Here is a 23,323-nt window from a genome sequence, read left to right on the forward strand (position 1 = left end):
CGGGGTCTACTTGGGGTCTACTCGGGGGATTCGAAGGCCCGCCAGTCGTCCCGCCAGCCGGCGAACCAGCGGGCGAACCACGGTGACGTCGCCGCCAGCGGCACGATGTGCTCCACCGTCTCCCGGTGGTATCGCCGCTGGAAGTCCACCGGCACCCGGTGCAGCTCCTGCACGTTGCTCACCCGGTCGGCCAGCTTGACCAGCACGGCCTGCGGCGGCGCTTCCACCAGCCCCCGCAGGTAGGCCGCCTTCACCGCCGCCTTCGCCGCCGCCCTGTCCTGCCCGGTGGCCACGCCCGGCTTGTCCTGTGGGGCGGCCACGCCCGGCTTGTCCTGTGGGGCGGCCACCGCGGGCTTGGTCACCCAGGCGACCAGCTCGGCGACGTGCTCGCCGAACCGCTCGGCGATCTCCGCGCGGGTGCACGGGGTGTCCTCGACCACGTCGTGCAGCACGATCGCCACCAGCACGTCCGGGTCGCGCACCCCCGCCCCGCGCACCGCGACCTCCAACGCCTCCAGCAGATGCTCCAGGTAGGGCACGCCGGTCGGCCGCAACTGATCCCCGTGCTGCAGTTCGGCGAAGGCCACGGCCTCCTCCAGCACCACGACCGTCTCCCCCGGCAGCGCCGCGGCCAGCGGCTGCTCGGCGTCCCGCCAGGATTTCCAGCTCGTGAAGATCTCAGTCATGCCTCGGATGCTATCCTCTGGTCAAACGCCTTGGTCGATCGCCCAGGGCGTACGTCCAAACGGAGGAATCCATGCCCGGACCCAAGTCGGCGGACCAGGGCCGTGAGGTGCGCGGGCGGTTGCTGCGCGTGGCCGCGGAGCTGATCGCCGAGCGCGGCTGGTCGGCGGTGAGCACGCGGATGCTCGCCGAGCGCGCCGGGGTGACGCCCGGACTGGTGCACTACCACTTCTCCTCGGTGCACGCGCTGCTCACGGAGGCCGCCATCGGCACTATGCGGGGCCTGGTCGAGGGGATGGGCCCGCTGCTGGAGCAGGCCGGCACGGCGGAGGAAGCACTGGACGTCATGCTCGCCACGCTGGACGAGCACGACGGCCGCGACCCCATGTCGCTGCTGTTCACCGAGACATATCTGGCGGCCACCCGCGACGAGACGCTGCGCCGGTCGCTGGCCGGGGTGGTCACCGCCTTCCGCGACCGGCTGGCCTCGCGGCTGGCCGCCCAGGGCGTGGCGGCGCCGGACCAGACGGCGGCGGTGGTCGCCGCCGCCATCGACGGCCTCATGCTGCACCGGGCCTTCACTCCCGACCTGACCGCGCCGACCGTCGCCCCCGTACTCAGACGACTCCTTGACGGAAGGGAACCCTCATGAAAGCCGTGATCTGCGGTGCCGGCATCGGCGGGCTGGCCCTGGCCCAGTGCCTCGACGCCATCGGCTGGGACGTGGTGGTGCTGGAGCGGCCCCCCGGCCCCCGCACCCAGGGCTACATGATCGACTTCTTCGGTCCGGGATTCGACGCCGCGGAGGCCATGGGCGTACTGCCTCGCCTGCACGAGGTGGGCTACGTGGTGACGGAGATGACCTACCGCGACGAGGAGGGCCGTCGCCGCTCCGGGCTCGGCTTCGACCAGTTCGCCAAGGCCGTGGACGGCCGCCTGATCAGCATCATGCGCCCCGACCTCGAACGATCCCTCCGCGAATACCTCTCCGACCGCGTCGACCTCCGCTACGGCGCCGCGCTCACCGGCGTCGAGAACCACCCGGACGGCGTCCGGGTGACCGTCAACGGCGACACGCTGGAGGCCGATCTCCTGGTGGGCGCCGACGGCATCCACTCGACGGTCCGCGGCCTGGTGTTCGGCGAGGAGCGCGACTTCCTGCGCCACCTCGGCTTCCACACGGCCGCGTGGATCTTCACGGACCCGGAGGTCCGGGCCGAGGTGGCCGGGCAGTTGACGCTGACCGACACGATGACCAGGCAGCTCGGCTTCTACGCCCTGCGCGGCGACCAGGTCGCCGTCTTCGCCGTCCACCGCACGGACGACCGCACCCTGCCCGCCGACCCCCGCGAGCGAGTCCTCCAGGAGTACGCGTCACTGGGCTGGCTCGCCCCTCGCGCCCTGGCCGCCTGCCCGCCCGCGGCGCAGATGTACTACGACCAGGTCGCCCAGGTGGAGCTGCCGCAGTGGAGCCGCGACCGGGTAACGCTCATCGGGGACGCCTGCCAAGCGGTGTCGGTGGTGGCCGGTCAGGGCGCCTCGCTCGCGATCGCGGGCGCCTACATCCTCGCCGACCGCCTCTCGGCGGAGCCGTCGATCGAGTCCGCCCTGGCCGAGTACGAACGGGTGCTGCGCCCGGTGGTGGCGGAAAAGCAGGAGGTGGGGCGCAAGGGTGTCCGCTGGTTCGTGCCGGAGGCGCGCTGGCAGCTGCTGGCCCGCAGAGCCGCCCTCCACCTGGCCCGTCTGCCGCTTCTCGATCGCTATGTGATGGCAGCGGTGGCGGGGAAACAGAGCGCCATCATCGCCTAGACATCAGATAGTTCGACGTCTTACTATCCTCTACTGAGATAGTTCGACATCAAATCTGATTTCAGGAGAGCCATGCGTACTCTCATCAATAACGTCCGCGTCTTCGACGGCGAGCAGACCATCTCCGGCGCCGAGGTCCTGATCGACGGCGACCGCATCGGCGACCCGGGCGGCCCCGTCGACATCGTGCTCGACGGCGCCGGGAAGACCCTGCTCCCCGGCCTGATCGACGCGCACGCGCACGTCTTCGAGGGCGACCTCGCCGAGGCGCTGCGGTTCGGCGTCACCACCGAGCTCGACCTGAACAACCTGCCGCCCCTGCTTGCCGTACAGCGCCGGCAGGCCGCCGAGCGCGATGACGTCGCCGACCTGCGCAGCTCCAGCGTCATCGCCACCGCGCCCGGCGGGCACCCGACCCAGATCATGACTCCCGACGTACTGAAGGCCCTGGGCACGGACGCCACGATCGACACGGTCGCCGACTCCGGCCAGGCCAAGGCGTTCGTGGAGGCCCGGCTGGCGGAGGGCGCCGACTACCTGAAGATCGCGGTCGACGACGGCACCTCGGGCGGCACGCGCCTGCCCGTGCTCAGCCCGGAGCTCGCCGCCGTCCTGGTCGAGGCCGCGCACGCCGCCGGGCTCAAGGCCATCGCGCACACGGTCACCGCGCGGGAGGCGATCATCGCCCTGGACGCGGGCGTCGACGGGCTGGCGCACCTCTTCACCGACACCGATCCCACCATGGTCGAGGAGGTCGCCGCCCGGATCGCCGCGTACGACGCGTTCACCATCAGCACGATCACGTACATCGAAGCCGTCACCGGCGACCCCGGCGGCACGGAGCTCCTGCGGGACGAGCGGGTCGCGTCCCGGATGTCGGAGCGGTCGAAGGCCACCTTGAACCGAGAGTTCAGCGACATTCCCCTACATTCCGCAGGCGCGACCAACGCCTCGCACGCCGCCCTGGCCCTCTTCCGGGCCGGGGTCCCCCTGCTGGCGGGCACCGACTGCACGCCCTTCGGCCCTCCGCACGGCGCCGGCCTGCACCACGAACTGCTGACGCTCACCAGGGCCGGGCTGACGGCCGAGCAGGCGCTCGCCGCCGCCACCAGCGTCCCGGCCCGCTGCTTCGGACTCACCGACCGCGGCAGAATCGCCCCGGGCCTCCGCGCCGACCTGCTGCTCGTCGACGGCGACCCGACCCGGGACATCACCGCCACACGCGCCATCGCCGACGTGTGGCGCCGCGGCGTACGACAGTCCCAAACCCCGGGCTGACCGCCGGGCCGCCCGCCGCAGCCGCCGACCTGCTGCGCCGGGACAGCGTCCACCACCCGCCCGTAGGCCAGAACTTTGGCGGGGGAGATCACCGGGTCGACCAGAAGCAGGCGGCTTACCGCCGTCGGGTCGACTCCACGAAAAGTGATCAACCGCTGGCATTGGCCGTTGGCGGATCCGAGCGCGACTGTGGGACGGTGTGGGCGTGTCCGACGAACTCCCCCGCACCGCGCTTCCCCAGACCGTGGCCGAGGCGATCGCCGCCGAGCAGGCGGGCCAGGTTCTGCGCTATCTCTTCTTCTGGGGCCATCGCCCGGCCCGCGACGGCGGCGTCGGTCCCGGCTGCCTGTCCCAGTGGTGGCCGGTCACGTTCAGCGAGGACGGCCACATCTTCGCCTCCGCCGAGCACTACATGATGGCTCACAAGGCGTGGCTGTTCGACGACCACCAGAGCGCCGCCGAGATCCTCGCCGCGGGTCATCCCGGCGAGGCCAAGAAGCTCGGCCGGGGCGTGCGCGATTTCGAGGAGGACGTCTGGAACGCCCACCGCTTCGACATCGTGGTCCGCGGCAACCTCGCCAAGTTCGCCCAGCACCCCGAACTGGCCGACTTCCTGCTCGGCACCCGGAACCGGGTCCTGGTCGAGGCCAGCCCTCACGACCGGATCTGGGGCATCGGCCTGACCGCCGACGACGAGCGCGCCTCCTCCCCTACGACCTGGCAGGGCCTGAACCTCCTCGGCTTCGGCCTGATGTCCGTACGGGAAGCGCTCGCCGCGGCTTCCTGACCGCCGAACCTCACCCCAACCCCGAAGATCCGCGGCGCCATGACGTCCGTCACCGCACTCGGCCGACTAAATCGGAAGCAGTTGGTTGTCCAGTTGATGCTTGATCACCATCGGTGACACCTGGAAATGAGCGGCGATCCCATCGAGGTCGTCCTGAATCGCGATCTCAGGAGGGACGCTCAGCAACTCACCGATGCCTTGCGCGGGCGCCAGCAGTTCGGCGGCGAAGGCTCGCTCGACCTTCTGACGTTCCGTGTAGGCGGTGGTGACCAGAAAGAGGGGCTCCGACTCCCACAAGTAGTGCCAGAGCGCTCGCGAGAGCGTGAACCGCCGGGAACCTCCTGGTCGGCCAGGCTCGACGACCGCCAACGGACCAGAGTCACCGGTTGATCCACCAACGGCCTGTAGCCCTCTGTCGGCTGTGGGCCGGTCGATGCTGTTCATAAAGATAGAGAGGTCGAAGACATCCTGGTCGGCGAGTCCCAGAATCCGACGCACCACTCGTGCCTGATTCCACCCTTTCTCCCATGACCAGTTTCCCGGCGTCGCCCGAGACCGCCGGAGTTCTTCGCGCAGCGTTCTCGCCGCTTCCGCTTCCGGCGCCTGTTCGATCTCAGTGCGTGCGCCGCGGATCCATTCCAGGGCCTGCCCAATGCGGGCAGGTTCCACCGCGTCCAGGAAGTCACCGAGAAGGTCCCCTCGCAGTTCAGCCGCGGCTCGCATGATCAGTTGCTGGTACGGCTCGGCCTCGCTGTAAGGGTCGAGACCGAGGCGCGCGGCGGCCAGGCAGAATTCGACCTCATCAGAGTCGGCTCGCTGAATCTCCGCCCACTCTTTTTCCAGCGGCGTATCAGTGACTCCTTGCTCGGCCAGACGAGTAAGGACGGCAGAGATGACGGAGATGAGCTCGCGGTCGACGGAATCGCGGTCGACAAACGCCTCACCGTCCGCCAGGAACCTGATCGGCCTGCCTGCTGTCGGGAATCGGTCGCGCTGCCAGATCAGCCGCTTGTGCTCCCCCTCGGGGATGAGCGCCAGGTTGGGCCAGAGGAAACCGTCTCCGATGCCGCGCAACGAATGCCGCCTGAACTGCCGGGAGTCGTAGTGCTCCAGGCCCCACAAATCCAAGCTGCGTGCCGGGCGCGCGTCCGCGCGCAGCAGCCACCAGTTGTAGGCGGCCCACTCCGCGAGCGGGTAAAGGGGGCAGTAGATCGACCGGCGCGAACTGCCGGACTCCTGGTCCTCGACCAGCGTGACGTGCTCGGCGCCTACAACGATCTCGATCCGCGCCCAGGTGGCTCGATGCTCGGGCGCCTTGACCGACGGTGCGGCCTCCCACTCCCACCGAATGGCCAACTCTGGAACGGCATTCATTGGTCCTCGCTCTCGCCGACCTCGTAGAGCTTCTCCGGCCACTCACTGCGATCAAGCGGATATCCCTTGTACTGGCCCAGCTCCCGGTTCACCAACCTGGCCTCGTAGACGACATCATCCAATCGACGCCATGCGTACCGTGGAAAATCTCCTTCCCACGGCGCGCCGATGTTCCCGCACGCGATGGTCGTCTTCAGCCAATCCGTGATCTCCACCGGATCAGCGAACTTGGGATCGCACTTGCTGGCATCAGCCCGCAGCCTGGGCTGTCCCGCGAACGAGGGGTAGGACTTGTGCTCACCGCTGCCGACATAGGAGACCCGCTCTGCGAGTTGGTCCAAGCGGACGCCTTCCGGCGGTGTCACCAAGCTACGCGGAAGCGGACGACGGCGTTTGGGGGCACGCATCCACTCAGTATGGCCTCCGTCACTCTTCGTGTCAGGCCAGTTCGAAGTGGTCGCGTACAGCATGGTCATCACGTTAGTTCGCCCGGCTCATACTTCAGGCTTTGGCCCCTCCGGACAACGCCTCGATCACCGAAGACCATGGACACATACGGCTCACGTGGTTGACCGGCCCTGGGCGACCGCGGCCAGGAAACCGCCGACGAACGCGTCGCCGAGTCCGATGGTCGTGGGTGCGGCGACGTCAAGGTCGAAGCCGGGCAGGCAGCGAACGACCTCGCCCATTCGGTCTTCCAGCGCCGCAGCGAATTCCACCGACTCCGTGCGCCTTGGCCGGTTCCGCATGAGTTCGTACTGGTGCTCTGTGTACCCATCGCCGTGGGAGTAGCGGGTGCTGGCGATCACGATGCCCTCGTTCAGCGGCTCCGCGTACTCGCCGGCTCTCTCGCCGAATGCCGCCGACCAATATTTCGTATGGACGACCAGGGTCGGCACGGGGATGAGAGCGCGCAGCGATTCGAGGGCGCGGGCCACCTCCGTCACGGAGAGCAGGTCGACGGCGTAGCCCAGGTGCAGCTGCAGCTCGTCTTCGTTCAGTCCGTAGACGTCGATGACTTCCAGAAGCGCGTCGCGGACCAATTGGCTGTGGCCCGGCTCGTGGAATCCGGCATCCTCGTAGTAGACGACCGCCTCGGCCGGCAGCTGTCGCATGTGGTCTCTCAGCGTGGTCAGACGCCGGTCGAGTGTCTGCTGGTCCCTGATCGCGTTGAATCCTGAGATCAGAAAGACCCGTGCGTCGCGGAGCAACGAGCCCAGCTCATCACTCAGCAGCATGGACTCGTTCGCCGGGTCGTTGACGTAGATCAATCTGTTCGGGAACGGCGCCCGGATGTCGATGTCGCCTGCTCGAACCCGCAGGTCCTGGTCGTACTGCACGATCAGGTGCGGATAGAGGGTATCCCGGTCGCCGCTGCAGATGTAGTCGCAGCTTGCCGGCAGCAGGCGGCGGACGATGTCGTTGAGGCTGACCAGGTGCAGGGTGGAGGGTACGCCGAGCCGGCTCATCTCCAGCGCCGCTCGGACAGAGGTGCCGCCCAGAGTCGTCCGTTTGGGGAACCGCCCCGCGAACGCGCTCAGGCATTCGGAGGAGGCGACGAAGTGCTCGCCTCCTCCGCCCTTTTTGAGGTAGGTGAGAATCGAGATGACCAGCTCGCGTTCGTCGGTAACGGTGACCGATGACGTCAGCTCGGCATTGTGGATCTCATACTCGCCGACCAGCTGCTCCAAGACCGCCGAGGACAGCTTGAGCTCGTAGTCGACGCATCCCCCCAAACCCAGGACCACATGGCTGGCCATGTCAGTAGAGAGACGCCTTGCCGGTCGCTTCGAAGAGGTCGATCTTCTGCGCGGCCACGACCTTCATCGCCTCGATGCACGGCGGCTGGATGGAGTTCGGCTCACGCAGGCTCTCATCGGCCAGGACTTCGCGCATCTTCATGTGGTAGGCGAGCTTGATGTCACTGGAGATATTGATCTTGTTGATACCGAGCTTGACCGATTCCGCGATCTCGTTGTCGGGGTTGCCCGAGCCGCCGTGCAGCACGAGGGGGATCCTGACCCGGTCCTTGATCTCCTTCAGCAGGTCAAGCTTGAGCTCCGGCTTCAGGGTCTTCGGGTAGATGCCGTGATAGGTGCCGATGGCCACGGCGAGGCTGTCCACCCCGGTCTCCCGCACGAAGGTCACGGCGTCCGCCGGGTCGGTGTAGATGATCGCGTCGCTGCCGTCTTCGGCCTCGTTGTCGGTCTTGCCGATCGTCCCCAGCTCCGCTTCGACCGACAGGCCGACCGCGTGCGCGGTCTCGGTGACCTTCTTGGAGAGCGCGATGTTGTCCTCGAAGGACTTCATAGAGGCATCGATCATCACCGAGGTGAAGCCGATCCGGATCGCGGTCAGCATCTCCTCATAGGTCGCGCCGTGGTCCCAGTGAATCGCGATCGGCACGGACGAGCGATGGGCCCGCTGGGTGATCGCGGCGATCACGTCCACTCCGAGGTGCCGCACCTCGTCGGGATGGATCCCGACGATGAGCGGCGCGTTCTTCTCTTCACTGATGTCCACGATGCCGTTGAACATCGCGTAGTCGCTGATGTTGAAGGCGGGCACCGCGAAGTTCTTTTCGTGCGCGGCGGCCAGGAGCACCTTGCCGGTCGTCAGCATTACTGTATTTCTCCTTTGAATAGTTGATTATGCCGCGGGACGGGCATGATGCGTCAGGTCTTGACGGCACCCGAGGTGAGGCCGCCGATGAATCGCCGCTGGAAGATGAGGAACAACAGGAGCACCGGAATGGATCCCAGAATGCTCATGGCCATCATCTGGTTCCACTCGTAGGAGTGCTGGCCCATCAACAACTGGATGCCGATGGGGACGGTTCGCATGTCGTCGGTACGGGTGAGGGTCAGCGCGAACAGATACTCGTTCCACGAGATCATGAAGGTGTAGACGCCCACGGCGACCAGGCCGGGAACCGAAATGGGCACCAGGATCCGCCAGAGAGCCGTCCAACTCGACGCCCCGTCCACCTTGACGGATTCATCCAATTCCCGGGGCAGGGTATTGAAGTATGCGGTCATCATGATGATCGCATAGGGCAAGGTGAAGACCATGTGCGTGAGAATCAACCCCGCATACGTATTATACAGGCCGAGTCCCACCACTAGACCAAAGTAGGGAATGACGAGTGTGATCGGCGGCACAGCCTGAACACTGACGATCACGACGTTGATGGATCGCTTCAACGGGAAGTTGTAGCGGCTGAATCCATATGCCGCGAGTATCGCCACGAACAATGTCAGCACCGTCACCGACAGCGCGACGATGTAACTGTTGATGAAAAACCGCAACTCGGCCGCGTCGCCCAGGATCTTCGCGTAGGCGTCGAACGAGAAGTTGTCGGTGATCAGCCGTGGCGGAACCTGGAAGACTTCCCCATTGGTCTTGAACGACGTCGACAGCATCCACACGACCGGCAGGCCGGCGAAGAGCGCGCCGACGATCAAGCCTGCGAGCACGGCGCTCTTCGCGTAGAGGCGCCGCCTTTTGCGGGTGAGCACGGGTGATCACCTCTCCTTTTGCAGGCGAACGTAGAAGACGGCCAGAACCATCGTGAGCAGCAGGACTATGACGGCGGCGGCGGACGCGGTGGCGAACTCGTAACTGCTGAAGGCCTGCTTGTAGGTGTAGGTGCTGAGCATCTCGGTGACATTCAGCGGGCCGCCACCGGTGGTCATCCAGATGAGGGCGAACTGCTGAGAGGTCCAGATGAGATCGAGCACGGCCATGCTCAGGAGCACCGGCTTCAACTGGGGAAGCGTCACATTGCGGAACTTGCGGTAGGTGGTCGCGCCGTCCACGGAGGCCGCCTCGTACAGAACGGGCGAGATTCCCTGCAACCCGGCCAGTATGCTGATCATGAAGAAGGGGAAGCCGGCCCAGATGTTGATGAAGGTCAACGCCCAGAGCGCCATGTTCGGGTCGGAGAGCCAACTCACTTCCGCGCGCAGCACGCCGATCGTGGTCAGGATGTAGTTGACCACCCCGGACGGGTCCAGCATGAGCCGCCAGATGACCGCGATCACGGCGACCGTGAACAGCCAGGGCAGGATGTAGACGATGCGGAAGATGGCTTTCGTCACTCCGCCCAGCAACGGCGTGTTGAGCATCGTCGCGAAGGCCAGCCCGAGGCCCAGGTGCGCGACCGTGCTCAGAGTGATGAAGATGAACGTGTTCTTCAGCGCGGCCAGGAAGTTGGGATCGGTGAGCACCGTGGTGTAGTTGGCGAGACCGGCGAAGACCGGATTCTGCTCGACGATCACGTTGTCCTTGAACGAATAGCTGACCACCATCGCGATGGGGATGATCATCAGCACAAAGATCAATATCAGCGTCGGCGAGAGATAGCCGTACGGGACGACACGCTGTACGGGAAAAGGCCGCGTACTTCTTCGTCGGCCCACAGGGGATTCCGATGCCGATGGTGCGGCTCCCGGGGAGGCCGCGGGATCGAGTTTCGCGGTGTCCATCGATGTCTCCTTGGTTCGGGGCCGCGCCGCACGGTCGGCGCGGCCCACGAAGTGCGGAAGGTCAGAGCACCGGTGCCCAGGCCTGTTGCGCCTTGTTGAGGGTGTCGTCGATGCTCTGCTTGCCGGTGAGCAGGAGCTGCAGTTGCTCGTCGAAGCTGCGCATGAGGTCTTCTGCCTTCGGCAGGCCCACGAACTCGTTGGCGGGATAGCCCGCCTTGTAGATGTCGAAGGCCGTCTTGAACAGCGAGTCGCTCTTGCTGAAGTCCGGCTCGGCCGTCTTGTTGCCGGGGAAGCCCTTCGCCAACGTGCTCAGCTCCGCGTTCGCCTTCTTGTCCATCAAGAACTGGACCAGCTTGAACGCCTCGGCCTTGTGCTCCGAGGAGTCGGCGACGCCGATGCCCCAGGACGCGTACGGGATGCCGCGCTTGCCGGTGTAGCCGTCCTGGGCCGGGATCGGCACCACGGTGAAGTTCAGCTTGGGATTGTTCTTCTTGATCAGCGTGATGTGAGCCAAGGAATCGATCATCATGCCGACCTGGCCGGTGGAGAACTTCTCCACCTTGTCCTGCTCTTTCATGGTGAGCGATCCGGGAGCGATGACGCCCGCGTCGTTCAGGCTCTTGACGTACTCAACGGTACTCTTGACGCCCTGACCAGTCAGGTCGGGCTTGCCGTCCTTGGTGAGCATGCTGCCGCCCGATGCCCACAGCCACGACATCACGTCATTCTGAATGCCGTTGGGAACGGCGGTGTCGAGCGGCAGGGCCCAGCCCTTGACGTTGCCGCCAAGCGCGCTGATCTTCTTGGCCGCGTCCAGGAACTCCGTACGTGTGCTCGGCGGCTTCTTGACCCCCGCCTTCTCGAGCAGATCGTTGTTGACGAACAGGGGGTAGACGAAGTTCACCACGGGGATCATGTAGGTCTTGCCCTTGACCTGGATCTGGCTCGCGAGCTGGCTCGAGTCGTACTTCGCATTCGCCATGAGCTCGGACAGGTCGGCGATGGCACCCTGCTTGGCGAAGTCGCTCACCCACGCGCCGTCGAGGCCCACGACATCAGGCAACGTCCTCGACGCCGCTCCGGACACCAACTGCTGCTTGGTGGACGCGTACGGACCGCTCAGCAGCTTGACCTTGATGTTCGGGTTCTGGGCGGTGAATTCCGTCATGAGCTTGTCGAACGATCCCGCCGGTAGCTCCGGCGCCCACCACTGCGCGAACTCCAACGTGACGGGGCCGCCGCCGCTTGATCCCGCGCTGGTTCCCGAGTTGGAACCACACCCCACGGCCGTGGCGCTGAGCACCGCCACCGCCATGACCCCGAGTAGTCGCCGTGTCCGGCCCTGCAACCGGGTGCTGCCTCCGGTCATCGCGACCTCCTTGCTGTACAGGTGTTACCGCTCTTTGCCGGTTTCCGCCACATTAACAACGCGTGACGTCGCCTCACAAGACCTAGCAACAGCAAAGTTCCGCTAGAAACCGCACAGTTCGGCAAAGAAATGGGAAGAGACGCACGGTCGCAGGTGGATCGCACCGCCCAGGCCCGTGCGGTAAGCGGCATCTCGCCTGAGAGAAGCAGCATTATGCGGTAGTCTGCAGTTCTAGGACCTGTATCACCCCTCTGTTGCGTTGATCCATAACGCAACTACCGCAGAGATGGGAGGGTCAGTGACCCTTGACGAAGAGGATCGGCAGCGTCGTCTACCTGCAGGACGTAAAGCCCAACTGGCGGCATACGTCGCAGAGACCGGGCAGGTCACGGTCAGCGCGCTCGCGGAGCGCTTCGGCGTCTCCATCGACACGATCCGGCGGGACCTGGACCAGCTGAGCGCCGACGGCGTCCTGGTCCGCACCTATGGCGGAGCGGTCAGTCAGTCGACCCTCTCCCGGGTCGACCGGGCCGTGGACGTGCGGCTCAAGATGGAAGAACGCGAGAAGGAGAAGATCGCGGCACTCGCCGGGTCGCTGGTGGAAGACGGGTCCATCGTCATGATCAATGGCGGCACGACCACTCTCGCCGTGGCCCGGAACCTGCGTAACCACCGAGACCTGACAGTGGTGACGAACAGCCTGCTCGTGCCCCCGGCGCTGCCGTCCTCGGCGATCCGCGACGTGTACGTCGTCGGCGGCGCGGTCCGCCCTCTCACACTGGCCACCATCGGCCCCGTCAGCTTCCGGGCGTCCGGCGGCAGCGAGCTGGACATCAGCTGCGATCTGGCGTTGATCGGGGTCGGCGCCGTTTCAGCGGCCGCCGGCTACACCACGAGCAACCTCGCCGAGGCGGCGATGATGCGAGAGATGATCTCTCGGGCGGCGCGCGTGGCGATACTGGCGGACTCCTCCAAGTTCGGTCGCCGGCTCTTCGCCCAGGTGGCCGAGCTCGGGGGCGCCGACTACCTGGTCACGGACTCCACCCCGCCGCCTGATCTTCTCGAGGCGCTGAAGGAGAACGAGGTAGAGCTGATCACCCCGGAAACCCTCGAAGGCGCCCCTGAAGCCAATCAGGATCCCCACTAGTTCGTGCACCACTGGCCGTTCCCTATGACTGGAGAACGGCCAGACTCGCTCAGCGGGACCCCGCGTCGAGGAGAGACTCGTTGACCATGTCGCGGAAGTCCGCGACGGTCGCCACGTGGCCAGCCGGTCCTCCGGGATGGTCACGCCGAGCTCGAGCTCGACCTTGGTCGTCGCCGCGATCAACACCAGCGAGTCGAAGCCGAGATCACCCAGTGTGGTTCCCGGGTCGTCAGCGGCGAGGTCCACACCGCCGTCCTCCCCCGCCGTCCTCCCCCGCCGTCCTCGCACAGGATCCGGAGGACAGCCGGCGGCGCGGCGCAGGCCCGAGCCCGTGGCGCCCGGGCGGGCGTCGAACGCCGCGCCGTACCCGCTGACGGCCCATTCGTTGCCTCCGATGACGAGCACCCGGACGGACAGGCCGCCGGCGATGAGGTCGCGGTTGGCGGTGTCCAGCTGGCACAGTTCGATCTCGATGTCGTAGCGCCGGGAGAGTTCGCTCACCCAGCCGCTCAGCGCGCCATCGAGCAGATGGAACTTGTACGCCATGATCACGCGGTCGATCGGCCGGCCCCCAGTGCAGCCGGGCCCGCTCCAGCGCGAACGAGACGACCTTCTCGGTGGTGTGCCTGCTGAACTGGAACGTGCGCGTCACGACCTGCTCGAACGCGCTCGCCAGTTCGGCACCCGTGCCCCGGCCCACCGCCAGGCCGATCTGAACCTTGCTGCCCATGCTTTGTCCTCATCGTCGGTCGGATGGATCCGCGAGTACTGAGGGCAACCCCACCAGGCCGCCATCGGAACGCGATCGAGTAGCCATCGCCCCGGAGAAATAAGACTGATCCCAATATTGGTATGAGAACAAGCATGGTACGGTACTTCTATGAGTACAGACCAGCCTCACGAAGAGACCGTGAAGACCCGACACGAACGGCGGCGGATCCAGACCAGGGAACGGATCGCCGACACGGCCCTGACCCTGTTCAGCGAGCGCGGCTACGACGCGGTGACCATCGCCGAGATCGCCGAGGCCGCGGACGTCGCGAAACAGACCGTCGTCAACCACTTCCCGGCCAAGGAGGACCTCCTCCTGGCCTGGCACCGCCCGGTGGAGGCCGACGTGATCGACCTGATCGACCAGCTTCCCCTGAGCACCCCGCTACCGGAGTTCCTCAAGGAGGAACTGCCGCGCATGTTCGCGAAACTGCCGGAGGCGCCGAAAGCCCCCCAAGGCGGCGGTGAACGGGCCGCGGCCGGCCCCCAAGGCGGCGGACGGGCCGCAGTCGACCCGCAAGGCGGCGGCGGGCGAGCCGGGGGCGACCCGCGCCTCGCCCGCGTGGGGGCGATCATCATGAAGAGCCCCTCGATACAGGACGCGCTGCGGCGACGCGGCAGCCGTTACCAGGAGGACCTGGCGGCGATCCTGTCCGACCGGGTCCCCGCGCGACTGGGACCCGTCGCGGCGCGCGCACTCGCCGCCTTCATCCTGACCACGGTCACCGCCATGGTCGAAGAGGCGATGCGGCTACGGGCCGGAGGCCAACCGGCGGAGCAGATCGCCGCCGCCCTCACCGAAACGGCCGGCCGCGCACTGGACATCCTGGACACCGGCCTCGGCGGACCGGAGAAGCCGTCCGAGTAGATAATTAGATCGATACCATTATTGGCACCGATCCAATTGCTGCGACAGACGGCATCAACCCGACGTGATCGACCAGCTTCCTCCGAGTGCTCCGCCGCCGGGGAAGCCCCCAAGGTGCGCCACTCGCAACTCTCTGGGAGCAGGTATGACAACGCAGCCCGTTGTCGAAGCGCGCGGCATCGTGAAACGCTTCGGCTCGACGACCGCCCTGCAAGACGTTGATCTGTCCGTTCCGACCGGCACCGTCTACGGCCTGCTCGGCCCCAACGGCGCGGGCAAGACGACGATGATCCGGATCTTGTCGACCCTTCTGCGGCCGGACGCCGGCACCGCCCGGGTGGCCGGACACGATGTCGTCCGCCAGGCGACCGCGGTGCGCTACCAGATCGGGTTGACCGGCCAGTTCGCCGCCGTGGACGAGAAGCTGACGGGACGAGAGAACCTACGCCTGTTCGGCCGCCTCTACCATCTGCCAGGACAACTGGTCCGGCAGCGTGCCGAAGAACTGCTGGCGCGGTTCGACCTGTTAGAGGCCGCCGGACGGGTGGTGCGGACCTACTCCGGCGGCATGCGGCGCCGCCTGGACGTAGCGGCCAGCCTCATGATCGAGCCGGCCGTGCTGTTTCTCGACGAGCCGACCACCGGGCTGGACCCACGCAGCCGCAACCAGGTCTGGGACCTGGTCCGCGGCCTGGTCCGCGACGGAACCACGGTGCTCCTGACGACGCAATATCTCGACGAGGCCGACCAGCTCGCCGACCGGATCGCGGTCATCGACCGCGGCCGGCTGATCGCCGACGGCACCCCCACCGATCTCAAAGCCGGCATCGGCGGCGCACGCGTCGAGGTCGTGGTCGAAGACCCGGCCACCCTGCCGGTCGCCGCCGCGGCACTCGCCCGGGCGTTCACCACCGAACCCCACATCACCCCTGGTGCCCGCCGGGTCAGCGCGCTGACCGAAGGCGCCAGAGACGACCTGCTGACCGCCGTCCGCGCGCTGGACGCGGCGGACATCACCGTCGAGGACATCACCCTGCGCAGACCGACACTCGACGACGTCTTCCTCCGTCTGACCGGCCACACCACCACCGAAGAGCAGGAGACACCGTGACGTCCACATCCGCAGCGCCCGCGGTCGCGGGCCCGCTCTCCCGGCTGGGCTGGGCCATCCGCGACGGATGGGCAGTGGCCGGCCGGGAATTCAGCCAACTCCGCCATCACCCCGGCGAACTGGTCGGCGCGATGATCGTCCCGGTCATCATGGTGCTTCTGTTCGGCTACGTCTTCGGAAGCGCCATCAACGTGCCGGGCGGCGGCAGCTATCGCGAATATCTCATGCCGGGGCTGTTCGCCATGACCGCCATCACCGGAGTCATCGCCAGCGCCCTGCTCATCTCCAAGGACATCGCCGAAGGCGTCATGGACCGATTCCGCTCCATGCCCATGGCACGATCGGCCATCCCCTTCGGCCGCACCCTCGCCGACCTGGCCACCGGCATCATCACCACCGCCATGATGGCCGGCGTGGGACTCCTGGTCGGCTGGCGAGCCCACAACGGCCTGGCCGCCACACTGGCCGGATTCGGCCTCATCCTTCTCGTCCGCTTCGCGGTCAGCTGGATCGGCGTCACCGTCGGCCTCTCCATCAGCCCCGAGACCGCGAACGCGCTCATCCCCATCCTTTTCCCGATCTCGGCGCTGTCCAACAGCTTCGTCCCCACCGACGGCATGCCCACCTGGCTACGCTTCATCGCCGACTGGAATCCCATCAGCGCCCTCGTCGCCGCCAGCCGCCAACTCTTCGGAAACCCCACCATCACCCCCGCAGAGGGATCATGGCCGCTGCAGCACCCCCTCACCGCCACCCTGGCCTGGTCCATCGCCATCCTCGTCGTCTTCATCCCACTGGCGACATGGAGATTCCAGCGAACCACCCGGTAGAGCCGGTCTTTTCCAGCGACGGCGGGGTCATGGGCGTGGAGTGTCACCGCCTGAAGACGTCGATCCCGGCCCAGAAAACAGTAAAACCGCCTAGCGAACTAGGCGGTTTTACCTGGCCAGAAGACCTTCGCTGGTGCGCCGCCAGGGACTCGAACCCCGGACCCGCTGATTAAGAGTCAGCTGCTCTAACCAACTGAGCTAGCGGCGCCCGCAACAGAAGTAACTGTAGCAGCCACCGCGCACCACCCAGCACATCATCCGAGCCGCTCGCCCAGCCCCTCGTAGGCCTCCAGCACCGTCTCCCAGAACCGCTTCACGTCCAGCGATGTGGCCACCAGCGCGTTGGGCCGCGCGTCACGAAGTTTGAAGTCGGTGACCGTCATTCCCGAGGTGTGCCGGCCGATCGTCTCCACGTCCACCCGCGCCGGTACGCAGGTGAAAAGCGCGGGGTCGAGCACGTACGCCACGGCGCACGCGTCATGGATGCCCGGTCCGGAGTCGGCCGTGACCTCGCCGTAGGACTGGGCGGCCGGGACCAGCAGGTCGGACAGCCGGCCGAGCGGGCGCATCCGGTCCAGGACCTCGGTGGTCACCGCGGCCGTGAGGGTCACGTCGAGGCCGAGCATCTTCACCGTCCAACCGGCGTCGAAGACGATGGCGGCCGCCTCCGGGTCGGCCTTCATGTTGAACTCCGCCGCGGGAGTCGTGTTGCCGCGGGTGTAGGAGCCACCCATGATCACGAAGTCGCGGGCCCACTCCACGACGCGTGGCTCCCGGCGTACGGCCAGCGCGATGTTGGTCAGCGGGCCGATGGCGACCAGCGTGATCTCGCCCGGAGCGGCCCGCAGGCTCTCCACGATGAAGTCCACGGCGTGGCCGTCGGAAACGGGGCGGGTCGCCGGTGGGAGGACGGCGTCGCCGAGGCCGGACAGGCCATGGATGTCGGCGGCGCGGACCGTGGGGCACACCAGCGCGCCCGCGCTGCCCGGAACGACCGGAACGTCGCCGAGGTCGAGAAATTCCCTGAGTGCCAGCGCGTTGGCCGTGGTCAACGCGAGGTCGACGTTGCCGCCTACCGTGGTGATGCCCACGAGTTCGAGGGCCGGGGTGCCCGCCACCAGCGCCAGGGCCAGCGCGTCGTCGATGCCGGGATCGCAGTCAATGAGGACCTTTGTCACAGAACCGAACAATACGCATGAATCGGGGCCGGACAGTCCCCCAACTGTCCGGCCCCGACCGAGGGCGGTCCAGGCCAGCGCTTTCCCCCAAAAACGCCGGCGGTCCCGCACTGCGAACGACGGTCCCCCTCCGCGTCCGCTCTTCGGTAAAAGTCTGCAAGTCAGTCGCAGGACTCTTGACCTGCCTCGACACTACCGAGACGAATGCAACGAACGTGCCATAGGGGGGTCGAATGTCCGCCTAATCCGGTTACGGGATTACCAAACGGACCTCCGTACCTTCCTGGAGGGAGCGACTGACCGTGCAGTACTTCGCGTGCACCCGATCCGCCACCGCCCGGAAGACCTCTTCCGCCTGCTCGGAGGGGACTTCGACGTCATAGGTCACCGTGACGGGACCCAGCAGGTTCGGCTCGACCTTCTCCGATTCGACCGTCATCGACAGACGGATCAGCCTTTGCCCGCGCTTGGCGGTCAGGGGCTCCACGGTCACGATGTTGCACCCGCCCACCGCCGCGAGCAGCAGCTCGACGGGCGTGAACGCGCCCTCCTCGTCGCCGGCCCCGATCTGTACCTCCGCGCCACGGGCGTTCGTCGCCCGGAACCCGCCGTCTTCGGTCCGCTCAACACGTACGTTAGCCATGTTTCAGACACTACTCAGACGCCTCTCATGTTCGGCGAGCATCGTCTATCCCATGGCTAGCGAGGCAAAGGCGAATCAGCCTCTCATCGTGTTCTGGTGCGGTGTGGCGGTCGCGGAGTTCGGGACGATCCAACCGGGGTTCGGTTACCCGTGGCGTCCCTCCGCGTGGGCCGTCGCCGGACTGCTGGTGACGCTCGGGCTGCTGTCCGCCAGGGCGCCGGAACTCCTCCGTTCGGAGCAGGTCAGACGGCGCCTGCGCCTGGCCGGGTACGCGGCGGGCACGCTGCTGGTGGCGCACCAGCTCAGCTCCACCGCCTATGTGACCAGCGCCAGCCGCACCGGCTCGCTCCTCCTGTACGGCATCGCGGCCGTGATGGCCGTCTGGCACCACGGCGTACGGGCCACCACACGGGGCTCCCTGCTCATCGTCGCCGATCTCGAACCCGCCGGGCTGCGCGACCTGCTCGCCACCCGCACGGGCGACACCGTGACCGTCTACCGGACCGACCGGGTGACCGACGAACTGCGCGAACTGGAGGCCGAACACGGCCTGGTGCTCGTCGAGGGCGAGGAGCACGACCCCCGGGCCAAGGAGCGGCTCAGCGCCTCGGGACTGCGCCGCCAGGTGCCTGACATCGCCGAACGCACCGTGATCGTCGCCGGACCCCGGCACTTCCAGAGGTACGTCCGGGGCGCCCTGACCCGGCTATCCGTACCAAAAGCGCAGGTCAGGACAACTCGTTTCAAACCCAAGCCTAGGGTTTAACCAGGCATTACGCGCGCCGTGGGACGGTTGCTGCGAACAAGGAGGCAAGGTGACGACTTTCCCCGGAAGCGCCCGTGTCGAAATGGTCATGGGCATACCGGTCAGCGTGGACATCCGTACTGCCCTGCCACGGCGCGAGCTGGCCCCCGTACTCGACGACGCCTTCGCCTGGCTGCGCTGGGTGGACGAGACGTTCAACCCCGCCAGGGAGGACAGCCAGATCAGCGCACTGAACCGCGGTGGGACCATCCGGCAGGTCCCGGAGCTCATCGAGGTGCTGCATCGCTGCGACGAGCTCAGCGAGGCGACCGGCGGGTGGTTCGAGTCCCGCATCAACGGCGTCATAGACGCCTCCGGCTACATCAAGGGCTGGGCGCTCGAACGGCTCTCCCGCGCGCTGACCAACGCCGGCGCCGTCGATCACCGCATCAACGCCGGTGGGGACATCAGGGTGCGCGGCTCGGCCGCCCCCGGCAAGCGCTGGCAGATCGGCGTTCGTGATCCGCGTACCGATCGAGTGCGCACCGTCGTGTTCACCCACGACCTGGGCATCGCCACCACGGGCGGCGCGAAGGTCGTCGATCCGCGCACCGGAATCAAGCAGGACACCCTCGGGTCGGTCACCGTGCTCGGCCCCGACCTGGGCGCCGCCGACGCCTATGCGACGGCGATGTACGCCATGGGGCCGGTGCTGGGCAGACGCTTCGCCATGGAGCTCGCGGCGGCCGGGCCGTACCAGACCATGATCATCGGCCGTGACGGCCAGGAGGTCATCACCACGTCCGGCTTCGCCGCCTACAGCAGCCCGGAAGCCCTGCTGGCGGGCTGAGGCGGCCTTGCGGGTCGCGCGGCTTTGCGGGTCGCGCGGCTTTGCGGGTCGCGCGGGCTTTCGATCGGCGCGAAACAGAACAGCTGTGGGGTGGAAGCGCTAGGCCTCGGGATGCTTGCTCAGATATTCGATGTAGACCGGCCGCAGAGCCTCGCCGAGCTCGCCTTCGCCGGCCGCCAGGGCATCGCTGAGCAGCGCGGACACCCGGCTGAGGTCGTTGGCGGTCTCGGTGTCGTGACCGCTGGCGGCCTCTGCCGCCGGGATCACCCGCAACAGGTTCCACAGAAAGCCCAGATCGCCGTGGCGTACGGCGTAGCTGACCGCGCGATCGTGCAGCTCGCTGGCCGACAGCGATTCGAATCCATCCGAGTCCATCTCGCTCCCTTCCCCCGACTGCCTCTTCCCAGAGTTGCCCTTCGGTAACGCCTCTCGGTAACGCCTCTCGACAACGACTAGCACAGTGGGTGGCCGGGTGGCACATATCCGCTCATCACGGAGTGCCTCTATCGGAGCACCGATCGGTAATGGGAGGATCAACCAGCGTGAGATTCATCATCAGAACCCTGGCGGCCGCGGTCGCCCTCTGGGTCGCCATCCAGTTCGTCCCTGGCATTCAGATCGCCGGGTCGAACACCCCCAAATACTGGGGCACCCTACTCATCGTCGCCCTGATCTTCGGCCTCATCAACGCCATCGTGAAGCCGATCATCAAAACGCTGGGCTGTGCACTGATCGTGCTGACGCTGGGGTTGTTCCTCCTCGTGATCAACGCGGCGATGCTCCTGCTGACGAGCTGGATCTCCGGCCAGCTCGACATCCCCTTCCATGTCGCCAACTTCTATCCGGCCGCCTTCTGGGGCGCGATCATCATCAGCGTCGTCAGCTGGCTGCTCGGTCTGTTCATCCCCGACAACGATTGAGCCCGGTGGAGCTCGACGGTGCCGGTCTGACCTGCGCGCAGGTCCATGCGGCGGCGTTCGGCGGGGCCTGGGTCACGATCTCCTCACTGGATCGGGCCCGGGCCGCGTGGCGGGCCGCCCAGGAGCTGACCGGCCCCGTCTATGGGCAAAGCACCGGGGTCGGGGCCAACAAGGACGTGGCCGTCGAGGAGGGCGGGCTCGACCTGCTGCGCAGCCACGCGGGCGGGGCGGGGCCGCTCGTGGCGCCCGAACGGGCCAGGGCGATGCTGGTGGTGCGGCTCAATCAGCTGCTGGCGGGCGGCTCGGGCGTCGATCCCGGCGTGCTGCCGGTGCTGGCGGAGGCGATCAACGACGGCTTCACACCCCCGATCCGCACGTACGGCGCCATCGGCACCGGCGACCTGACCGCCCTCGCCACCACCGCGCTGTGCCTCCTGGGAGAAATGTCCTGGCAGGGACCAATGTCACAGCGGAGAGCGACGGTTCCGGTGGCCGGGCCCCGATATCCGCTGGCGTCCAGTGACGCGTTGCCGTTCATCAGCTCCGGCGCAGCGACCCTGGCCGACGCCGCCATCGCCGTGCACCGGCTGCGCGTCCTGCTCGACGCCACCGTCGATGTGGCGGCCTTCAGCTTCGTCGCCGTGGCGGCCTCGGCCGAGCCGCTGGCCGCCGCCGTACAGGAGGCCCGACCGCACCCCGGCCAGGCCGCCACGGCCGCCCGCCTGCGCGGGCTGCTCTCGCGGGAGTTCGCCACCCGCATCCAGGACCCGTACGGCTACCGCGCGTTCGCCCAGGTGCACGGCGCCGCGCTGGACGCGCTCGGCCGCGCCGAGAGCGTCGTCGAGACCGACCTCAACGCCGCCACCGAGAACCCGCTCATCGCCGACTCGCTGGCCTGGCACAACGGAAACTTCCACTCGGCGCCGGTCGCGCTGGCCCTCGACGCGCTGCGCGCGGCGCTGGTGCCGACGGCCCAGCTCAGCGTGGCCAGGCTGGCGACGCTCATGGAGCCTGCCTACACGGGGCGACTGCCGTTCCTGGCGGCGCGGCCAGGCGGGTCGGGGGCATTGATTCTGGAGTACGTGGCTCAGGACGCGCTGGCCGAGCTGCGCCACCTCGCGAACCCGGTCACGGCCGCCACCGCCGTCATCTCCCGGGGGACAGAGGATCACGCGGGGTTCGCGACGCAGGCCGCACGCTATGCCCTGCGCTGCGTGGAGCCGCTGGAGATCGTGCTCGCCTGCGAGCGCGTCGCCGCCACAAGAGGCCCCGATGTCCCCGACCGTCCCCTCTCGGATGACCTCGACGCCGCACGGGCGCTGATCTCACAACCTTTCGATCTTGTACGGCAAGCGGTGGGCACCCGCCACCCACCGCACGGGGCTGAGGACCTCCAGGAAGACGGCCGCTGACCGGCACAGACATCCCGCCGTTACGGCCCGCCCACAACCGGCAGCTGCCCCACCGAGCCGCGCTCGCGGAGCGTCGGCTGCTGCACCACCCGGCGGCGCCGTGTCCCCCCGTCGGCCGCCGCCGACATCAGGCGTACCGCAGCCCGCACGATGCCGTCGATGTCCCAGTCGACCGTCGTGAGCCCCGGCGTGAGCAGGCCGGACATCGGGTGGTTGTCGTAGCCCATGACCGAGACGTCGCCCGGGATCGCCAATCCCAGCTCCGCCGCCGCCGCGTAGACGCCATAGGCGATCGAGTCGGCGAAGCAGAACACCGCGCTAGGCCGATGCGCGTCGAGGATGCGGTGGGCCGCGTCGGTGGCCGCCGCCAGGCCGTGGGGCGCGGTGGCCACCACGATGTCGAGGCCGAGGCGGTCGGCTTCGGCGGTGACGAGCACGTCGGCCGGACGGTCGGGGGTGCTGGTCAAAGTCGGCGTCAGGAGGGCGATCCGCCGGTGGCCCATCGCGTGGAGGTGCTCCAGCGCGAGAGTGACGCCGCGGCGGTTGTCGAAGACCACTTCGCCGGCCGTGCCCGCCAGTGAGTCGCCGATCGCCACCACCGGCAGCGACTCGCACAGCTCCGACCAGAACGGCGCCGCCGGATCGACGGGCTGCACGATCATGCCGTCGACCCGCTGGTCGCGCAGCTGCTGGGCCAGCGCCCGCTCGCGGGCCGGGTCGCCGACCGCGTCGAGGATCAGCGCGTAGCGGTCCTTCTCCCGCAGGCCCCTGCTGATGCCGACGGCCAGCGACTGCTGCCAGAGGTCTTCGAGCGAGCCGCAGAGCAGCCCGATCATGTTGGTGCGCCCGCTGGCCAGGGCCCTGGCGATGGGGTCGGCCTCGTAGCCGAGCTCGGCGGCGGCGGCGCGGACCCGCTCCATGGTCTCCTCGGAGACCTGCATGCCACGCAGCGCGTAGGAGACAGCGGCCGGCGACAGACCGGTCGCCTGGGCCACTTCCCGGATCGTCGCTCTCTTCCGTGGCATCTAGTCAGCCTATTGCGTGGCACCGACAGAAGCTC

The 23,323-nt window shown here is 67.4% G+C and carries 25 protein-coding genes, 1 tRNA gene and 1 pseudogene; 13 read left to right on the plus strand and 14 right to left on the minus strand.

The window, feature by feature from the left end:
* Nucleotides 1-17 precede the first annotated feature (17 nt).
* Nucleotides 18-686 carry an HD domain-containing protein gene (locus AB0L53_RS22255; protein ID WP_363996740.1) on the minus strand — a complete coding sequence of 223 codons (669 nt, stop codon included), beginning with the start codon at nt 684-686 and terminating at the stop codon, nt 18-20.
* 71 nt (nt 687-757) lie between these two features.
* On the opposite strand from AB0L53_RS22255, the gene AB0L53_RS22260 reads away from it, so the two are divergent.
* The 4 genes from AB0L53_RS22260 (at nt 758) to AB0L53_RS22275 (ending at nt 4,558) form a co-directional block, all read left to right on the plus strand.
* Complete coding sequence (locus AB0L53_RS22260) at nt 758-1,336, plus strand: TetR family transcriptional regulator (protein WP_363996743.1); 579 nt, start codon at nt 758-760, stop codon at nt 1,334-1,336.
* On the plus strand, nt 1,333-2,493 hold the full coding sequence (locus tag AB0L53_RS22265) for an FAD-dependent monooxygenase (protein ID WP_363996746.1): 1,161 nt from the start codon (nt 1,333-1,335) through the stop codon (nt 2,491-2,493). Before AB0L53_RS22260 ends, AB0L53_RS22265 begins: the two co-directional genes overlap by 4 nt.
* Before the next feature lie 72 nt (nt 2,494-2,565).
* Nucleotides 2,566-3,771 carry an amidohydrolase family protein gene (locus AB0L53_RS22270; protein WP_363996749.1) on the plus strand — a complete coding sequence of 402 codons (1,206 nt, stop codon included), beginning with the start codon at nt 2,566-2,568 and terminating at the stop codon, nt 3,769-3,771.
* Between the two features lie 205 nt (nt 3,772-3,976).
* The gene (locus tag AB0L53_RS22275) at nt 3,977-4,558 is read left to right on the plus strand and encodes an NADAR family protein (protein WP_363996752.1); all 582 of its coding nucleotides are present in this window, start codon (nt 3,977-3,979) and stop codon (nt 4,556-4,558) included.
* Nucleotides 4,559-4,624: 66 nt separating this feature from the next.
* Here AB0L53_RS22275 and AB0L53_RS22280 read toward each other — a convergent pair whose 3' ends face one another.
* The 7 genes from AB0L53_RS22280 to AB0L53_RS22310 all read right to left on the minus strand — a co-directional run bounded on the left by AB0L53_RS22280 (nt 4,625) and on the right by AB0L53_RS22310 (nt 11,788).
* Nucleotides 4,625-5,932, minus strand: a complete 1,308-nt coding sequence (locus tag AB0L53_RS22280; RefSeq protein ID WP_363996755.1) for a hypothetical protein — start codon at nt 5,930-5,932, stop codon at nt 4,625-4,627.
* The gene (locus AB0L53_RS22285; protein WP_363996758.1) at nt 5,929-6,273 is read right to left on the minus strand and encodes a hypothetical protein; all 345 of its coding nucleotides are present in this window, start codon (nt 6,271-6,273) and stop codon (nt 5,929-5,931) included. The genes AB0L53_RS22280 and AB0L53_RS22285 overlap by 4 nt, the downstream gene beginning before the upstream one ends.
* Before the next feature lie 219 nt (nt 6,274-6,492).
* The gene (locus AB0L53_RS22290) at nt 6,493-7,692 is read right to left on the minus strand and encodes an ADP-dependent glucokinase/phosphofructokinase (protein WP_363996761.1); all 1,200 of its coding nucleotides are present in this window, start codon (nt 7,690-7,692) and stop codon (nt 6,493-6,495) included.
* Between the two features lies 1 nt (nt 7,693).
* Nucleotides 7,694-8,554, minus strand: a complete 861-nt coding sequence (locus tag AB0L53_RS22295) for a ketose-bisphosphate aldolase (protein ID WP_363996764.1) — start codon at nt 8,552-8,554, stop codon at nt 7,694-7,696.
* Nucleotides 8,555-8,607: 53 nt separating this feature from the next.
* Nucleotides 8,608-9,450 (minus strand): carbohydrate ABC transporter permease, encoded by an 843-nt coding sequence (locus tag AB0L53_RS22300; RefSeq protein WP_357950620.1) that lies wholly within the window; start codon nt 9,448-9,450, stop codon nt 8,608-8,610.
* 6 nt (nt 9,451-9,456) lie between these two features.
* Complete coding sequence (locus AB0L53_RS22305; RefSeq protein ID WP_363996768.1) at nt 9,457-10,260, minus strand: sugar ABC transporter permease; 804 nt, start codon at nt 10,258-10,260, stop codon at nt 9,457-9,459.
* A 220-nt stretch (nt 10,261-10,480) separates the two neighbouring features.
* Complete coding sequence (locus AB0L53_RS22310) at nt 10,481-11,788, minus strand: sugar ABC transporter substrate-binding protein (RefSeq protein ID WP_363996771.1); 1,308 nt, start codon at nt 11,786-11,788, stop codon at nt 10,481-10,483.
* Nucleotides 11,789-12,086: 298 nt separating this feature from the next.
* Between AB0L53_RS22310 and AB0L53_RS22315 the strand changes: the two genes are divergently transcribed.
* Entirely contained in the window at nt 12,087-12,935 is an 849-nt protein-coding gene (locus AB0L53_RS22315) for a DeoR/GlpR family DNA-binding transcription regulator (protein WP_363996774.1), read from the plus strand.
* Between the two features lie 126 nt (nt 12,936-13,061).
* Here AB0L53_RS22315 and AB0L53_RS22320 read toward each other — a convergent pair.
* Nucleotides 13,062-13,481 (minus strand): annotated as a pseudogene (locus AB0L53_RS22320) (acyl carrier protein); the annotation flags it as partial.
* On the opposite strand from AB0L53_RS22320, the gene AB0L53_RS22325 reads away from it, so the two are divergent.
* From AB0L53_RS22325 to AB0L53_RS22340, 4 genes are all read left to right on the plus strand, one after another.
* A complete protein-coding gene (locus AB0L53_RS22325; RefSeq protein ID WP_363996777.1) occupies nt 13,480-13,707 on the plus strand; it encodes a hypothetical protein in 228 nt (75 codons plus the stop codon). The pseudogene AB0L53_RS22320 and the gene AB0L53_RS22325 overlap by 2 nt on opposite strands.
* Before the next feature lie 108 nt (nt 13,708-13,815).
* Nucleotides 13,816-14,574, plus strand: a complete 759-nt coding sequence (locus AB0L53_RS22330) for a helix-turn-helix domain-containing protein (protein WP_363996780.1) — start codon at nt 13,816-13,818, stop codon at nt 14,572-14,574.
* A 145-nt stretch (nt 14,575-14,719) separates the two neighbouring features.
* Nucleotides 14,720-15,685, plus strand: a complete 966-nt coding sequence (locus AB0L53_RS22335) for an ATP-binding cassette domain-containing protein (RefSeq protein ID WP_363996783.1) — start codon at nt 14,720-14,722, stop codon at nt 15,683-15,685.
* Complete coding sequence (locus AB0L53_RS22340; RefSeq protein WP_363996786.1) at nt 15,682-16,515, plus strand: ABC transporter permease; 834 nt, start codon at nt 15,682-15,684, stop codon at nt 16,513-16,515. The genes AB0L53_RS22335 and AB0L53_RS22340 overlap by 4 nt, the downstream gene beginning before the upstream one ends.
* Nucleotides 16,516-16,646: 131 nt before the next feature.
* Here the strand turns inward: AB0L53_RS22340 and AB0L53_RS22345 are convergent.
* From AB0L53_RS22345 to AB0L53_RS22355, 3 genes are all read right to left on the minus strand, one after another.
* Nucleotides 16,647-16,723 (minus strand) — tRNA-Lys (locus tag AB0L53_RS22345).
* A 46-nt stretch (nt 16,724-16,769) separates the two neighbouring features.
* Nucleotides 16,770-17,693, minus strand: coding sequence for a nucleoside hydrolase (locus tag AB0L53_RS22350; protein ID WP_358539750.1), 924 nt, complete (start codon nt 17,691-17,693; stop codon nt 16,770-16,772).
* Nucleotides 17,694-17,943: 250 nt separating this feature from the next.
* Nucleotides 17,944-18,336 carry an OsmC family protein gene (locus AB0L53_RS22355; RefSeq protein WP_363996789.1) on the minus strand — a complete coding sequence of 131 codons (393 nt, stop codon included), beginning with the start codon at nt 18,334-18,336 and terminating at the stop codon, nt 17,944-17,946.
* A gap of 52 nt (nt 18,337-18,388) precedes the next feature.
* Between AB0L53_RS22355 and AB0L53_RS22360 the strand changes: the two genes are divergently transcribed.
* Both AB0L53_RS22360 and AB0L53_RS22365 read left to right on the plus strand, forming a co-directional pair.
* Nucleotides 18,389-19,102, plus strand: a complete 714-nt coding sequence (locus AB0L53_RS22360) for a hypothetical protein (RefSeq protein ID WP_363996792.1) — start codon at nt 18,389-18,391, stop codon at nt 19,100-19,102.
* Between the two features lie 49 nt (nt 19,103-19,151).
* On the plus strand, nt 19,152-19,931 hold the full coding sequence (locus tag AB0L53_RS22365; protein WP_363996795.1) for an FAD:protein FMN transferase: 780 nt from the start codon (nt 19,152-19,154) through the stop codon (nt 19,929-19,931).
* A 99-nt stretch (nt 19,932-20,030) separates the two neighbouring features.
* Here the strand turns inward: AB0L53_RS22365 and AB0L53_RS22370 are convergent, their stop codons facing one another.
* The gene (locus AB0L53_RS22370; protein ID WP_225291914.1) at nt 20,031-20,306 is read right to left on the minus strand and encodes a hypothetical protein; all 276 of its coding nucleotides are present in this window, start codon (nt 20,304-20,306) and stop codon (nt 20,031-20,033) included.
* A 167-nt stretch (nt 20,307-20,473) separates the two neighbouring features.
* On the opposite strand from AB0L53_RS22370, the gene AB0L53_RS22375 reads away from it, so the two are divergent.
* Together AB0L53_RS22375 and AB0L53_RS22380 are read left to right on the plus strand one after the other, a co-directional pair.
* A complete protein-coding gene (locus AB0L53_RS22375; RefSeq protein WP_357950586.1) occupies nt 20,474-20,851 on the plus strand; it encodes a phage holin family protein in 378 nt (125 codons plus the stop codon).
* A gap of 5 nt (nt 20,852-20,856) precedes the next feature.
* Complete coding sequence (locus AB0L53_RS22380) at nt 20,857-22,263, plus strand: aromatic amino acid ammonia-lyase (RefSeq protein ID WP_363996800.1); 1,407 nt, start codon at nt 20,857-20,859, stop codon at nt 22,261-22,263.
* Between the two features lie 20 nt (nt 22,264-22,283).
* Here the strand turns inward: AB0L53_RS22380 and AB0L53_RS22385 are convergent, their stop codons facing one another.
* A complete protein-coding gene (locus AB0L53_RS22385; protein ID WP_363996803.1) occupies nt 22,284-23,288 on the minus strand; it encodes a LacI family DNA-binding transcriptional regulator in 1,005 nt (334 codons plus the stop codon).
* Nucleotides 23,289-23,323 lie beyond the last annotated feature (35 nt).

This window comes from Nonomuraea sp. NPDC052129 (genome assembly GCF_040680095.1).
In the GTDB taxonomy this organism is placed as follows: domain Bacteria; phylum Actinomycetota; class Actinomycetes; order Streptosporangiales; family Streptosporangiaceae; genus Nonomuraea.